The sequence below is a fragment of the Ensifer sp. NM-2 genome (assembly GCF_003024455.1).
GTDB lineage: Bacteria > Pseudomonadota > Alphaproteobacteria > Rhizobiales > Rhizobiaceae > Ensifer > Ensifer canadensis.
The window spans coordinates 68,867-82,624 of the sequence record NZ_PVZR01000010.1; the positions used below are offsets into that span (position 1 = coordinate 68,867).

Annotated in this window: 10 protein-coding genes; 8 read left to right on the top strand and 2 right to left on the bottom strand. The window is 62.3% G+C overall.

From position 1 onward, the window contains the following. Window positions 1-11 precede the first annotated feature (11 nt). From C6558_RS20195 to C6558_RS20220, 6 genes are all read left to right on the top strand, one after another. Window positions 12-2,282 carry an exopolysaccharide transport family protein gene (locus C6558_RS20195; protein ID WP_025428357.1) on the top strand — a complete coding sequence of 757 codons (2,271 nt, stop codon included), beginning with the start codon at window positions 12-14 and terminating at the stop codon, window positions 2,280-2,282. Then, window positions 2,261-3,199 (top strand): glycosyltransferase family 2 protein, encoded by a 939-nt coding sequence (locus C6558_RS20200; RefSeq protein ID WP_225906406.1) that lies wholly within the window; start codon window positions 2,261-2,263, stop codon window positions 3,197-3,199. Before C6558_RS20195 ends, C6558_RS20200 begins: the two co-directional genes overlap by 22 nt. A gap of 4 nt (window positions 3,200-3,203) precedes the next feature. Next, window positions 3,204-4,511, top strand: coding sequence for a glycosyltransferase family 4 protein (locus tag C6558_RS20205; protein ID WP_025428355.1), 1,308 nt, complete (start codon window positions 3,204-3,206; stop codon window positions 4,509-4,511). Window positions 4,512-4,740: 229 nt separating this feature from the next. Then, window positions 4,741-5,418, top strand: coding sequence for a sugar transferase (locus C6558_RS20210; RefSeq protein ID WP_025428354.1), 678 nt, complete (start codon window positions 4,741-4,743; stop codon window positions 5,416-5,418). Between the two features lie 439 nt (window positions 5,419-5,857). Continuing rightward, window positions 5,858-7,378 carry an oligosaccharide flippase family protein gene (locus C6558_RS20215; protein ID WP_057207541.1) on the top strand — a complete coding sequence of 507 codons (1,521 nt, stop codon included), beginning with the start codon at window positions 5,858-5,860 and terminating at the stop codon, window positions 7,376-7,378. A gap of 46 nt (window positions 7,379-7,424) precedes the next feature. Further along, window positions 7,425-8,246 (top strand): methyltransferase, TIGR04325 family, encoded by an 822-nt coding sequence (locus tag C6558_RS20220; protein ID WP_244496064.1) that lies wholly within the window; start codon window positions 7,425-7,427, stop codon window positions 8,244-8,246. Window positions 8,247-8,278: 32 nt separating this feature from the next. Here C6558_RS20220 and C6558_RS20225 read toward each other — a convergent pair whose 3' ends face one another. Further along, window positions 8,279-10,003 (bottom strand): FAD-dependent oxidoreductase, encoded by a 1,725-nt coding sequence (locus C6558_RS20225; protein WP_107027640.1) that lies wholly within the window; start codon window positions 10,001-10,003, stop codon window positions 8,279-8,281. Between the two features lie 273 nt (window positions 10,004-10,276). Here C6558_RS20225 and C6558_RS20230 point away from each other — a divergent pair, with 273 nt between their 5' ends. Both C6558_RS20230 and C6558_RS20235 read left to right on the top strand, forming a co-directional pair. Next, complete coding sequence (locus tag C6558_RS20230; RefSeq protein ID WP_025428350.1) at window positions 10,277-11,458, top strand: DegT/DnrJ/EryC1/StrS aminotransferase family protein; 1,182 nt, start codon at window positions 10,277-10,279, stop codon at window positions 11,456-11,458. After that, window positions 11,448-12,248, top strand: coding sequence for a 4'-phosphopantetheinyl transferase superfamily protein (locus C6558_RS20235; protein ID WP_025428349.1), 801 nt, complete (start codon window positions 11,448-11,450; stop codon window positions 12,246-12,248). The genes C6558_RS20230 and C6558_RS20235 overlap by 11 nt, the downstream gene beginning before the upstream one ends. Here the strand turns inward: C6558_RS20235 and C6558_RS20240 are convergent. Then, on the bottom strand, window positions 12,169-13,755 hold the full coding sequence (locus C6558_RS20240) for a hypothetical protein (RefSeq protein WP_038577754.1): 1,587 nt from the start codon (window positions 13,753-13,755) through the stop codon (window positions 12,169-12,171). The two genes, C6558_RS20235 and C6558_RS20240, sit on opposite strands and share 80 nt — an antisense overlap. Window positions 13,756-13,758: the final 3 nt, after the last annotated feature.

The window sequence follows — 13,758 nt, forward strand, 5'->3', positions numbered from 1 at the left end:
GGGGAACACCAATGGTCGTGCATGACATCTCAAAAATCGTGCTGGATGAGAACTTCGAGGCCAAGCGTTCGGCCGGGCAGGAGAGCATATCCTTCCGCGATGTTTCCGACTTCCTGCGGCGGCACCTCATTCGCATCGGGATCTGTGGTGTGATCGGGCTGGCGCTCGGCGCCTTCTACATACTCAACACGGCACCGACCTTTACCGCGACCGTCCGCCTGGTGATCGATCCCGAGCAGGGTCGCATCGCCTCACAGGATGCCTCGACCGGAACGATCATCATCGAAGCAGCCGAAATCGCCAGCGAAGTCGAAATCGTCAAATCCGAGGCGATTGCCCGCGCCGTGATCGAACAACTCGACTTGACCACTGATCCGGAAATTGTCGGCGGCGGCGTCTCGATCCGCGGTATGATCGGCTCGCTGTTCTCGTCGGGGGCCAAGAATTCCGACGATGATAAGGTCGATGACGAGTATCTGATGCGGCGCACGATGGCCGCCTTTCTCTCGCGCGTAACCGTGCGGCGCGTCGGCCAATCCTACGTGCTTGAGATCGGCTACTCTTCCACGGACCCGCGAAAGGCGGCCAAGACCGCCAACGCCATTGCTGGAGCCTATATCCGCACGGGCATGAACGAGAGATCGGACGCCGCGAGAAGCGGCGCCAAGTGGCTGGAAAGTCGCCTTATCGAAGTCGGTGCGCAGGCGCGCGCAGCCGCCATGACGGTGGAAGAGTTTCGCGCCAAGAACGACATCACAACGGTCGGCACCGCATCGACGCTCGATCAGCAACAGCTTTCCGAACTCAGCAGCCAGATGCTGGCAGCGCGCGCCGCGACCGCAGCGGAATCGGCCAAGCTGATGACGCTGCAACAGCTCATGTCGAAAGATACGCTGGTCGCGACCGTCAACGACAGTCTCGACAACCCGCAGATCCAGAAGCTCAACGAAGAAATGCGCCTGGCATCCGCCAAGCTCGACAATCTCAAGACCCGATACGACAGCGGAAATCCCGCTATTGTCGCCGCCGAGGCAGATATTGCGCGGCTGGATGCCTCTCTTCGCAACGAATTCCTGCGCATCGAACAGTTCTACAAGTCGAATGTGGACATCGCCAAGACCCGGGAAAAGCTGCTGGAAAGCGAGCTTGCCAGCCTTACCGCGGCGGGTGCCGGCAAAAACGTCGCCCGCGTCGAACTCTCCGAGATGGAAAGCCGCGCGACCACCTACCGCAGCATGTACGAGGGCATTCTACAGCAGCTCATCGGCGCTTTGCAAAAGCAATCCTTCCCCCTCGGCAAGGCACGCATCGTCACGGCGGCAACGGCGCCGCTGGGCAAGACCTGGCCGAAACCTTCGACGATCATGCCGTTTTCGCTGATGTTCGGATTGGCAACCGGGTTGATGCTGTCGGTGCTGCGTGACGGCCTCGACCGGCGCGTCAGCTCCAGCGAGCGCCTTCGCGCCGAACTCGGGATAACGTCGCTCGGCCACGTGCCGATGTTCAGAAGCAGCCCACGTCCCCATCAGCCCCCGATTGCCTCCACCATGCTGCCGCTTAGATCGGTCCTGGACATGCCCTATTCGCGCTTCTCCGAGGCACTGCGCGGCGTCAAGAACTCGGTCGATTCCGCCTTTCCTGCCAATGCGACGGCGGTGATCGGCGTGACCTCGGTCGGACCCGGCGAGGGCAAGACCACGATCGCCGCCAACCTCGCCCAGCTCTACATGAACGAAGGGACCTCGGTCCTGCTCGTCGATGCGGATTTCGTCGGCTCGCGGCTCAGCCGCGTCACCACCGAGGACGGTGCGGGCTTCGGCATGGAGAGCCTGCGGATCCTGGGCATCGCCGGCCAATACTCCAGGCGCAGATCGGAGGCGCCGCAGCACGTCGAGGAATTCGACGGCAAGGCCGTTCGCTGCGTGCCGGTTCTGACCGTCGACCAGACACGCAAGGCAGCCGTCGCGCATCAGCGCTACGGCCACCTGCCGGCGCTGAAATCCGAGCTCGAGCTTTTGAGACAGCGCTACAAGGTGATCATCGTCGACATGTCCGGCTTCGAGGATTCGGCCGATACGCGCGTGATCTGTACCTATCTCGACGGCATCGTCGTGGTTCTCGGACAATCCGACAAGATGACCGTCGAACGGTTGGGCGAGGCCTTGGCAACATTCGGCAAATCACGCGTCGCGTTGCTCGGCGTCATTTCAAACAGAAGCGACGGCCCTCGCCGTACCAACATCCGCTGGGACCGAAAACAATGGCGCAAGTTCAGAAAATGATGCAGGCGACAAAGGATTACGCCGAAGATCGTCCGGTCACGGTTGCCATCGGCATACCGAGTTGCGGGCGCAGGGACATTCTCTCCGCCGTCCTGCCCCTGATCGCCCGGCAGACCCGCCAACCGGACGAGATTTACGTTTGCCTCACCTCGCCCGAGGATATGGACCCTTGCTGCACCGAAGGGCTTGCGGTCCGCGTCATCGTCATCATCTCCGAGCGCGGCAGCTGTCGACAGCGAAATCGCATCCTCGCCGCCGCCAAGTCGGATGTTATCCTCTTTCTGGACGACGATTTCCTGATGGCGCCATCCTACGTCGAGGAAGTCGAGCGCCTGTTTTCCGAGAACGACGACATTGTCGTCGCCACCGGCACGCTGGTTGCCGATGGCATCATCGGGCCGGGCATTTCGGTCGACGGTGGCTTGGAGTTGATCGAGGCGGACGAACGTCTGCCAAAGTCGACGCAAGCCTTCAGGCCGATCTACAACGCCTATGGCTGCAACATGGCGGTTCGAACCGGCCCTGTTCGCGAAGCTGACCTCGCCTTCGACGAGAACCTGCCGCTTTACGGTTGGCTTGAGGACGTCGACTTCAGCCGGATGGCCGCCGACCTTGGCCGCGTGGTGCAATCCGGCAATCTCGTCGGCGTTCACCTCGGAACCAAAAAGGCGCGCACGCCAGGCATCAAGTTCGGCTATTCGCAGATCGCCAATCCGATCTACCTGATTCGCAAGGACACGATGAGCATTCGGCATGCCGGCGTGCAGATCCTGCGCAATCTGGTGGCGAATTTGGTCAAGGTCTGGAACCCGGAGCCCTGGGTCGATCGAAAAGGTCGCCTGCGCGGCAATGCCCGCGCATTCCTGGACCTGCTGACCGGCCGGCTGGCGCCGCGAAACGTCGAAAGGCTCGAATAAGACCATGACGGCCCTCTCACCCGACCGCGTCGTCGTCATCAACGATCGTTCCATCAGGGTTGGCGGCGCCACGAACCTCGCCATACTCTCGGCCGAGTTGCTGCAACGGCGCGACATACCGGTGACCTTCTTTGCCGGGGACAGCGCGCCCGTCGACCGACCGGCCGCCGATACGATCAATCTGGACGCAGTTCCCTTGCTGGAGCGACAAAGGAGCGATGCACTGCGGCTCGGTCTTTACGATCCGATCGTCTACGAGGCCCTCAACGGGTTGATTGCCAGCCGCGACACCCCGTCGACGATCTACCACGTTCATGGCTGGTCGAAGATCCTGTCGCCGGCGATCTTTCGTGCGCTCGCGCCGGTACGCGACCGTGTGGTCCTTCACGCTCACGATTATTTCCTCGCCTGCCCCAATGGCGGTTTCGTCAACTTCCGGACCAATCGTGTCTGTGAGCTGAAGCCGATGTCCGGCCGCTGCCTGACGACGCAGTGCGACAAGCGCGGCCTGCATGAGAAGGCCTGGCGCTCGGCGCGACATATGCTGCGCGAGCACTTCTTCCCGACCAAACGAGCGGCCGCAAACATCATCGTCGTGCATGAGAGGATGCGAGCCTATTTCGACCGTGCCGGCATGAACGGCACGCAAGTGGAAACGGTCCGCAATCCCGTCCTTCCCTTCGTCGGTCCCGGGCTTCAGCCATGGACCAACCGCAACTTCGTGTTCGTCGGTCGGCTCGAACCCGAAAAGGGTTTCGAGGACGCCGCCAGGGCGGCGAGCCTTGCCAAGGTGCCGCTGCATTTCATCGGTGATGGTGCCGGTCGCGCACTCATCGAGAAAACCTATCCAGAGGCGACCGTTCACGGTTGGAAAACCAGGGACGAAATGCGCGATATCATCCGCAGCGCTCGTGCTGTCGTCGTTTCGTCGCGTGTGCCGGAACCGTTCGGGCTGGCGGCCCTCGAAGCCATCGCCAGCGGCATACCGGTCATCCTGACCGATGCGGCGTTGCTCGCCGACGAGATCGCAGCCCTCGGCTGCGGCGTCAAATTCCGCATCGCCGACATCGAGGATCTTGCCGCTGCGATGCGCTCCCTTGCCACCGACGACGCACTGATCCGGCAAATGAGCGAGAACTGTTTCAGGCAGGCAGCCACGCTCGCCCATACGCCCGAAACCTGGGCGGACGCATTGGTCGATCTCTACGGTCGCGTGCTGCATCGTGCCTACCGGACCACGATCGATCTCCGGCAGCATCGACTGACAAAGACAGTGACGCTCGATGATTTGCGCAGTGGAGATGCCTTATGAAACGGTTTCGGTCAGTGGGCGGAGTACTCTTGCGGCAAAGGCTGCGACCGCTTGGCGAAGCCCCGAGCCGTTCTGCCACCTCCCGATTAGGAGGTTTACGCAACGTTTCTGTATTCCTGCCCGGCGTGTACCTCCATTGGACTAGGTCCTGCCCATCAGGGTCGATTGTAAATTAAGGCGCCCGCTGGCAGCCTGTTAAGGGCGAACGGTGTTTGGAGGGGTGAGAGATATGCTGTCCGTTTCTGATGGCGTTGCACGACAGAGGCATACCGCGCGCGGGACCATCGCAACACGGCGCGCTAGCAGATCCAAGCGTCTGATCGACGTGACCGTCTCCATCCTGGCGCTGATCTTCCTTGCGCCGGCCCTGGCGCTGATTGCAATTGCGCTCATGATCGTCGACGGGCGCCCCATCCTTTTCCGGCAGGCCCGTGTCGGCGCGCAGGGAGAGATGTTCGAATGTCTCAAGTTCAGATCCATGCGCCTCGATGCCGCGGAACGGCTTGCGGAACTGCTGGCCTCCGACCCCGAGCGAAACAGGGAGTGGATGGAGAAGCGCAAACTCGTCGGCGACCCGCGTGTCCATTGGCTCGGCAAGATCTTGCGGATGACCTGCCTCGACGAACTGCCGCAGTTCTATAACGTGCTGCGTGGGGATATGAGCCTTGTCGGCCCTCGCCCGATTTCACCTGAGGAAACCGAGAAATACGGGCAGAACCTGCATTACTACACGGGACTGAAGCCCGGTATCACCGGCATGTGGCAGGTGAAAAGACGGCCGGATACAACCTACGACGAGCGGGTCCAATTCGACATCGAGTACTATCAGTCCCGATCGATCTACCTCGACATCGTGATTATCGTAAAGACGGTAGGTGTCGTCCTCTTTGCAACAAACGAGACCTGAGGGGCGTTCACCAGATGAAAAAGAACACGGCGGCCCAAAAGACAAGGCACAGCACGACCACGGACCAGCGAATGGCCAGCTTCGTGTTCCATGCAGGCCGATTGGTCATGGCGCCCTCTTTGTCCAACGACATCCGTCTCAACATCTGCTGCGAGCTCCCCTCTCCCGCTTGCGTCGCCGCTCTCTCCCTAGCCGCAATAGGCCACGGAATTCAGGCGAACTGCGGGCGCCACCGTTCACGCCATCGCCCACTCTGTCGTTCAAAACGGGCTATACCCGAATCAGAGCGACACCGCACACCATACCTTAGGAGTTGCGAATTTTCAGCAAAACGGGGAAATTTCGCAAAAGTCGATACGCAACGCGCGCCACAAGCGGTTGAGCCCGACCCGTTACCACCCTTCCGCCAGCGCCATTTCTTCCCAGTCGTGGTGCAATGATGCCCCGCTGGATCGAGACGGCAATCCTCCCACTACGACGCCTGTTGCCAGGCTCCCCGCGCGCCTTGCGCCTGCCCGACCTGATCGGCGACGGCTTTGCCGCCCTTTGCGCCAAAGTCATCTCGCAGGCTGCCCAGCTGTCGATTTTCATCGTTGCGGCACATGTTCTGGCGGCGGCCGAGTTCGGCTTCTTTGCGTTCGCATCCTCCTTCGCCATCTTCGTTCTCGTCGTCGCCGAGGGTGGATGGGGCGAGTTCATCATGAAAGGCGGCGCCGATAAGACGGATATCGATCAGCTTGCGACCCTGTCGATGCTGTCCGGGCTTATCGCCACGATCCTGGGCCTGTGTACCGCTGCAACCATGTTCATGCTGGGTCACGGCTGGAATGCACTGCTGGTCGCCCTTTTCAGCTCCTGGTATCTGCCGGCATCGCTGTCGACAGTTTACGACGGCATTCTCATCTCTCAAGGTCGATTGCGCGGCCAATCCATCATCAGGATCGCTGCCGAGATCATCGGGCTACTCGTGGCGATCGGCGGGCTTTCCTTGCAGTGGAACATCGTTGCGCTCATCTGCGGACGGTTGGCGCAACAACTGACGATCCTGGCCGCGTCGATGATCCTGGTGCGATGGCTGCCGCGTCTGCGCCTGCGTCGCTCATACGCCGTGCAGGTGTTGGAATTCTCACGCCATATCGTCGCCAACCGGCTCGTGGTGTTCTTTCGCTCCTACGCCGGCACGCTGGTGGTGGGCAGCTTCCTCGGCCTGGCCGAAGCGGGCTACTACCGCGCGGCGGAAAGGATCGTCGCCGCCTTCTCCGAGCTCATGGGCGAGCCCGCCCGGATGCTTGCCTGGATCCTCTTCGGCCGCGTGGCGGGCAAGGACAAGGGCAATGTCGACCGGGCCGCGATCGGGGCGACAGCCACCACCTTCATGACCGTACTGATGGCCATCTCGACGCCGATCTATCTCGGTCTCGCACTGATCTCGGCAGAATTGATCGACGTCGTCTTGGGTGAGAAATGGGCGCCGGCGGCGATCCTCGTCGCAATCCTCGCCGCGAAACAGACGCTTCTGATCCCCGGCTATGTGACCGAACCGCTGCTTTCACTGAGCGGCAAAATTCATCGGATGCCGAGGGCCGTCATGTTGAATGGGGCGATCTCCGTCGGCTTGATCATTCTCCTAACCCCGTTCGGCGCGGTTGCGACGGCGCTGGGACAATGCGTTGCCGCGGTGTTCTCGTTCAACATATCCATGCGGCTTCAATCACGCGAGGGCGAACTTGCCTGGAACCGCGTCCTTCGCGACTGCGGCCTGGTGGCGATCGCCGTCTGCGCCATGGCGGCCGCCGTCTTTCTGTTCGGCCGGATAGCCGAAGCGTCGTCGCTGAAGCAGATGTCGACGATCGCGCTGCAGGTGGTTGCCGGCGCGGCGATCTATGTCGCAGCACTCGCCGTGCTGCAGCGATGGAGCGACGCCCTGCGGCCGATCTTCGCCTTCGGCCGCCACGGATGAGAAACCGACGGAACGACGCAGGCGCGACAACCAGGGGAGACGCATCGTGCTGACCAGCGATATCAGGAACACAGCTTACCCGCTTCTGCGCAGCGCGATGCGTAGCCTCAATCGCTCCCTGACACCGCTGAAGGTGGCCGGTGGACGCCTGCGATATCTCTCGCCTTTTCCGCAGCGTTTCACCGGCGCCTACGCGTCGTTCGAAGACGCCATCGCCGCCGCCCGCTCCAACGGGCTTGCCGGCTATGATCATGAGGAGATCGCCCAGGTCGCCTTCGAGAAGATGTGCAAGGTCGCCCCCTGGGACTATCCGGTGCTTTTCTGGATGCGGCAGGTCATGGACGAGATCGATGGTCTCGTCGATGCCGGCGGCCACATGGGCACCAAATACCGGGCGTTCCGCGACCTTCTCTCGCTCGACAGATCCTTCCGATGGGTGGTCTACGACCTGCCGGCAATCGTGCAGGTCGGCCGACGCAGGGCCGAACAGGACGAGCTCGACAATCTGCATTTCGTCGATCGCATCGTCGATGCCGGCCCTGTGCCGTTGTTCCTCGGCTCAGGCCTGCTGCAATATCTCGATATCCAGTTGTCTGATCTGCTAGGGCGGATGCCCGCCCTGCCCCGCCACCTCCTGCTCAACAAGGTGGCCCTGAGAAAAGGCGGCGCCGTTGTAACGCTGGAGCGCATCGGCACGGCCATCGTGCCTTACCAGATGCGGAACGAAGAGGTGTTCCGCAGCGACATCGAGAGACTCGGCTACCGCCTCGTCGACCGCTGGTCCATCCCGTCGCTCTCACATGTGATCGAAACACATCCCGAGCTGGGGCCGAGCGAAAGCGCCGGTTTCTATTTCCGCCTGCAATGACGACCAAGGGCCTGTAGGCGAAGGGATAGGCATCAAATTCCCGGTACGGCGACCGTTTCCTCCGCAACCGCACGAGACGTCACCGTCGCTGCCGGGCGTCTTTCCAGCCGCATCTTCAGATGATCGGCAAGACGCATCGCCAGGCCAAGCGTCATCAAGGTCGGATTGGCGTGGCCGGGCGTCGGAAAGATCGAGCTGCCGGCGACAAAGAGCCCGTCCACTCCATGCACCATGGAATTCGCATCGACGACACTGGTGGTCGGATCGCTCCCCATGCGCGTCGTGCAGGACGGATGCGCCATGTCGGTGAACGCCGCCTTCCCATCGTCGTCCTCGGCTATCCAGTCGACCAGACGCGGCTGTGGAAGGCCATTGCGCACGAATTCGGAGGCCAGTGACCGCGCGAGCCGCTTGACGCTCTCAACCTCTGTTGGGCCGATTTTCCAGTCGACGCGCGGTATCGGCACGCCGAACTCGTCCCGTTGATCAGACAGGGTGACGCGGCTCTCCGCGTCGAGTTTCTGCTCGACCATGACATCGAAGCGCAGCGCGTCGGACCGGTGCATCATTCCCCGCTTCTGCACCTTCCGGCGGAAGGTACCTGCTGCCAGGAAGGCAGGCGACCGCGCGATAACAGCAAGATCACTCGCAAGTCGCGTGCGGTCGCCCCGCATCAGTCGCTTCAGCGCCGCCCAGGGATCACGAGCCGAATGAATCTGCACGGGATAGGCCGCACAGTTGACGAGCTCTTCGCGTCTCTGCACAGCGGGACTGAGGCGCAGACCGTGGAGATAGAACCGGGTCGCCCCCTTATCGGACAGGCCGTAGAAATTGAAGTGCCGGGCCACGGCGTTGATATCCCGCCGTTCGAACTGCAGAAGCGTCGAGCGGGGGTGGTCGGCGAGGTAGCGCCCGACGACACCTCTGCCATTGCCGACACCGCTCGACATCACCGATGTCGAAGCCAAAAGCAGGCGGGCGTTCTCGATGCCGCCGGCACACAGAACGACGGTCTCGGGCCGTACACTTGCGGAAGCTCCGTCAAGGCTCCGCAGATCGAGCGATGCGACGCGACGGCCACTCTCGTCAAGATGGATCGCCGTGACCGTGGCATGCGTCAGGATCTCGATGTTCGCCGCCACCAGCTCGGCAGCCACATTGGCAAATCGCATGGGCTCGCCGTGCCGATCACGCTCATGGCTGAACTGCCAGAAGAACGGGCGAAGGAGATCGCGGTCGAAACCGAGTTCGTCCGGCGGCGAGTGCAGCCGGCCAAAGAGCCTCTCGTCATAGAGATTGGGTCCGAGATTGAGCAGGCGCGCCGCGCGATCAAGCCCCGGCGCCAGGCTTTCGCGCGTCATCGGCCAACCGGAGACCGGCAGCCAGGGCCGGCGCTCCAGGTCGATTTCGTCGAAGCTCGCGCATTTGCCGATCCAGGTATGCGTGCTGCCGCCGAGCACCCGGTTGCGCAGCTCGAAAGGGGGGATGTCATTCAGCCATTCGAGGCTGCCGTTATAGCCGCGGCCGGGACTTTCGACGCCGTCTCGGACGACGGGTTCGCCGACATTGACGACGGCATTCAACGTCTGCTGGGCGGCCTCGAAGTCGGCGCCACCGCTTTCGATGATCAGTACCCGGCAGCGGCTGTTGGCGAATTCCCGGGCGATCGTCAGCCCGACGGGACCACCGCCGATGATTGCCACATCCGGACGAAACTCGGTGCCTGAGGGCGCTGATCGGAGATCGCGGATCGGCATGAAAAGAACTCCCACGTGCTACATACAGGTCGTAGCACCAGCGCTATCGCGCCGAAATCTCCCAATATGCATAGGGGAGTAGGGTAACTACTGATTTCGGCTAGTTGGAGCCTGCACACTTTGCTCAGGCTCTGGCCGGAAGTCCATTTTGAAACGATATCGCGACACGACTAGGCTTGATCATTGGGGCCGGTACCCCGCAGGCGATTTGTCTTCATCCCTGGACGCCGATGGTCGGCGCACACGGAGCCGGCGAGGATCGGAGGGTGCGGTATGGCGCGTGTAGGTATCAGGGAATGGCTGGCTCTCGCTCCGGTCTTTGCGTCAGGGGAGCTTGCCCGCTTCGGCGGCGACGGCAACGGGCCGCTCACGCGCTTCGAGGCGGATTTCTCGGCCAAGTTCGGCACAGGCCATGTGCTGACCGTCAGCAGCGGCACGGGCGCGTTGATCGCCGCTCTGGCTGCTGCCGGCATCGGCCCGGGCGACGAGGTGCTGGTGCCCGCCTATACCTGGATTGCCACGGCCGGCGCCGCACTGGCCGTCGGCGCCGTCCCCATTATCGTCGAGATCGACGAGACATTGACAATGGACCCGGCAGATATCCTGCGAAAGATCACGCCCCACACGCGCGCCATCGTCCCCGTGCACATGGCCAACATGGTGTGCGACATGGACAGCATCATGCAGATTGCCCGCCAGCACGGGCTCGTTGTCATCGAGGATGCCTGCCAGGCGGTCGGGCTGACCTACAAGGGTGTGCGGGTGGGCACGATCGGTGATGCCGGGGCCTTCAGCTTCAACCAGTTCAAGAACATGAACATCGGCGAAGGCGGGGCCGTCGTCACCGACGACGACCGGCTCTTCGCCAGGGCGCGCATGTATCACGATATCGGCGCGCTGTTTCGCGGCCACCTCGACAATGCCAACGAGCCGCCCATGCTCGGCATCAATCTCAAGGCCAGCCAGATCCAGGGTGCCATGCTGAACGTCCAGTTGAAGAAGCTGGATCCGATGATCCGCCGCATGCGCCGCCGCTACGATGCGATTGCCGAGATCCTGTCGGCCAGCAATGCGATGCGCATCGGCCCGCACAACGACCGGGACCATGCTGCCGGCCTGCACGTGATCTTCGATACCGCCGAGGAGGCGCGGGCCTTTGCTGCCGAAAACAAGCGCGGCGTGTATCGGCCCTACGATTCCAGCCGGCACGTCTACAGCAACTGGTTGCCGGTGCTGGACCAACGCACGGCAAATCCGAAGATGAACCCCTATGCCTGGGCGTCCCGCAAGATCGAGTACTCGCCGGATATGTGCCCGCGGTCGCTCGATATCCTGAAGAGGACCTGCCGTATCGGGCTCGGCGAGAACTATCCCTTGCCGCTCATGACCTATTTCGCCCGACGCATGGTGCGCCAGCGACCCGCTTCGAAGGGGAGCCTCGTCTATGCGACCTAGCTTGGATCGGATCGGTCCCAACTTCATCGACATCTGGCGCTGGAGCCTTGATCCGGCCCCGTGTGAAATTGACCGCTTGTTCCCAATGCTGAGCGGTGAGGAGAAGGCGCGAGCCTCCCGTTTCGTCTATCCGGAACATCGCCAACACTTCATAGCCGGCCGTGCCGGCTTGCGCCTCGTGCTCGGCCACTACCTCCACCTGCCGCCGCACCGCATCGGGCTGACCTACAACGTCTTCGGCAAGCCGCGCATCGCCGGAGCATCGGAGTTGCTGCATTTCAATCTCAGCCACAGCGCCGATGTGGCGATGCTGGCGGTCTCCGACCATTACCCCGTTGGCATCGACGTCGAAGCAATCAAGCCGCTGAAAGAGGATATTGCCGGACATTTCTTTTCGAAGCGCGAGTGCGCGGCTCTCGCGGCCTTTGCCGGCGACGACTATCTTAACGCGTTCTATCGCTGCTGGACGCGCAAGGAGGCTTTCGTGAAGGCTCATGGCGCCGGGCTATCGCTGCCGCTGGACTCATTCGACGTCACCGTCGACGCAGCCTCCCGTCCAAGGCTCGAATCCCTTGATGGTGACAGAGATGCGCCGCTGAACTGGAGCCTCTTCGACCTCGCGAGCCCGCCTGGTTTCGCTGGCACCCTGGCAGCGCTCACCCTCGGCAATGCCGTCCATCTTCGCTATAGCGATCACGATGTCCTGGCGCTCAAAGCGTCAGTCGCGCATCCAGCACATACCGATCCCCGGCAGCGTCAAAATGGTGGCAGCCGAGCAATCCCGGTTTGAAATCGGGCTTGATCGTTCTGATGCACCGCTCCCGGTAGTTCTCCAGGTCCAATTGCTCGATTTCCATGATATTCAGCCCGTAGCCGTAGATGCCGTGCGCATTGTGCTGCGATGGGCGGAAGACACGGCCCTCGCGCGCAAAGATCCGGCCGGCATTGCGGGCAAACGTGCTGCCGAGCACCACCGGATTGCGCTTGTGCGGCGTGATGCGCGCAAGCCCCGGCCCATCGACTTCAAAGATGTGAAGCTCGCTGCAGTGATCCTCATAGGCGTGGAACTCGGAGAGGTTCGTAAACAGCCACCACCGCCCGTCATGGCGCGTCAGCACGCTGTCGGCGGCAGACATGCCATTGAGCGCGGTCGCATGCAGCTCCCACTTCAGCGGAAACTCGACGCAGCGCCAGATCTCGATGCGCCTGGACTGATGCGTCTCTGGCATCATGAAGATGTCGTCGCCGTCGCGGAAGACGAACGGGTAGGACAGGTGGTAGTCGCAGTTCAGCGCGACACCCACCGGCTCAAGCCGATCGCCGTCAAAGCGGCCGACCGCGATATGCGCCTTGCGGTCGCCATCGGCATAGGCCTCGTAGAACAGGTAGCACTCGCCTTCATGCTGAAGCAGAAACGGATCCGCCTTGATGTCCGTCGATGTCGGCGGGATTTCGACGGAAACGCCGGGCTCGAAATCGTCGATGCGGCCGCTGCCGGTAAAGAGCGTCCAGACGGCCGAGCCCGTGCCGGCCTTGTGCTGCACGGCCTTTTTCGCGCGCGCGACGAGCTGGCCGCTGAGGATGCCGAGATACCGGCCCAACTCGTCAATCGAGGGCGGCGCGGATTGCCGGCGCGCCGGCAGCGGCGTGGTGATGAGCTCCCCGGTATCGGCCAGTCGCGACAGTTCGCGCAGCAGCAGGGTGGCGGCGCGCTCCTTGATGAAGTTGATGTTCCTGACCGCGCTGAACTTGATGTTGAAGGAGGACGAGGCGATGGCAACCGAGGAAGCGGAAGCCCCGAGCCGAACGTAGAGCGCCAGATCCACGGCCGGCGCGCCGCTGGCCACTTCGAGATAGCTGAACCATTCGCCCGCCCCCGACTTCTGGTCGGAGAACGAGAGCGCCCATTCGCCATAGGGCAGCTCGCGCACGGCGTCGTCGGGCAGACCGTTCGGCGTCATGCGGACCACCAGATCGAGACCAAGCTCGGCCACCTGCGCCTGGACGGCCCCAGGCTGCGTCGATGCCAATGGCACGATCCGCTGTTTGTGCGCATCGAAGTTGCAGGGGTTATAAGCCGCCTGGCGGCCGAACGCCGCCTGCTCGAGCCGATGGGCGAGCTTGAAGAAGATGGAACTCCTGCCGACCCCATAGGGTGCCGGATGAACGAGCAAGGCGGTCAGGGCGTATCGCGGATCGGCCACGATCCGATCGAAGACCATCAGTTGCCAATTCTCGAAGTGCTCGTTCTGTTCGACCAGGACGGCGATGCGCAATGGTAGGCTTGTGACACGCATGGA

Bases quoted from the DNA above. Each gene is read 5' to 3' on its own strand.
- C6558_RS20195 (WP_025428357.1), top strand. From the start codon at position 12: ATGGTCGTGCATGACATCTCAAAAATCGTGCTGGATGAGAACTTCGAG.
- C6558_RS20200 (WP_225906406.1), top strand. From the start codon at position 2,261: ATGGCGCAAGTTCAGAAAATGATGCAGGCGACAAAGGATTACGCCGAA.
- C6558_RS20205 (WP_025428355.1), top strand. From the start codon at position 3,204: ATGACGGCCCTCTCACCCGACCGCGTCGTCGTCATCAACGATCGTTCC.
- C6558_RS20210 (WP_025428354.1), top strand. From the start codon at position 4,741: ATGCTGTCCGTTTCTGATGGCGTTGCACGACAGAGGCATACCGCGCGC.
- C6558_RS20215 (WP_057207541.1), top strand. From the start codon at position 5,858: ATGCCCCGCTGGATCGAGACGGCAATCCTCCCACTACGACGCCTGTTG.
- C6558_RS20225 (WP_107027640.1), bottom strand. From the start codon at position 10,003: ATGCCGATCCGCGATCTCCGATCAGCGCCCTCAGGCACCGAGTTTCGT.
- C6558_RS20230 (WP_025428350.1), top strand. From the start codon at position 10,277: ATGGCGCGTGTAGGTATCAGGGAATGGCTGGCTCTCGCTCCGGTCTTT.
- C6558_RS20235 (WP_025428349.1), top strand. From the start codon at position 11,448: ATGCGACCTAGCTTGGATCGGATCGGTCCCAACTTCATCGACATCTGG.
- C6558_RS20240 (WP_038577754.1), bottom strand. From the start codon at position 13,755: ATGCGTGTCACAAGCCTACCATTGCGCATCGCCGTCCTGGTCGAACAG.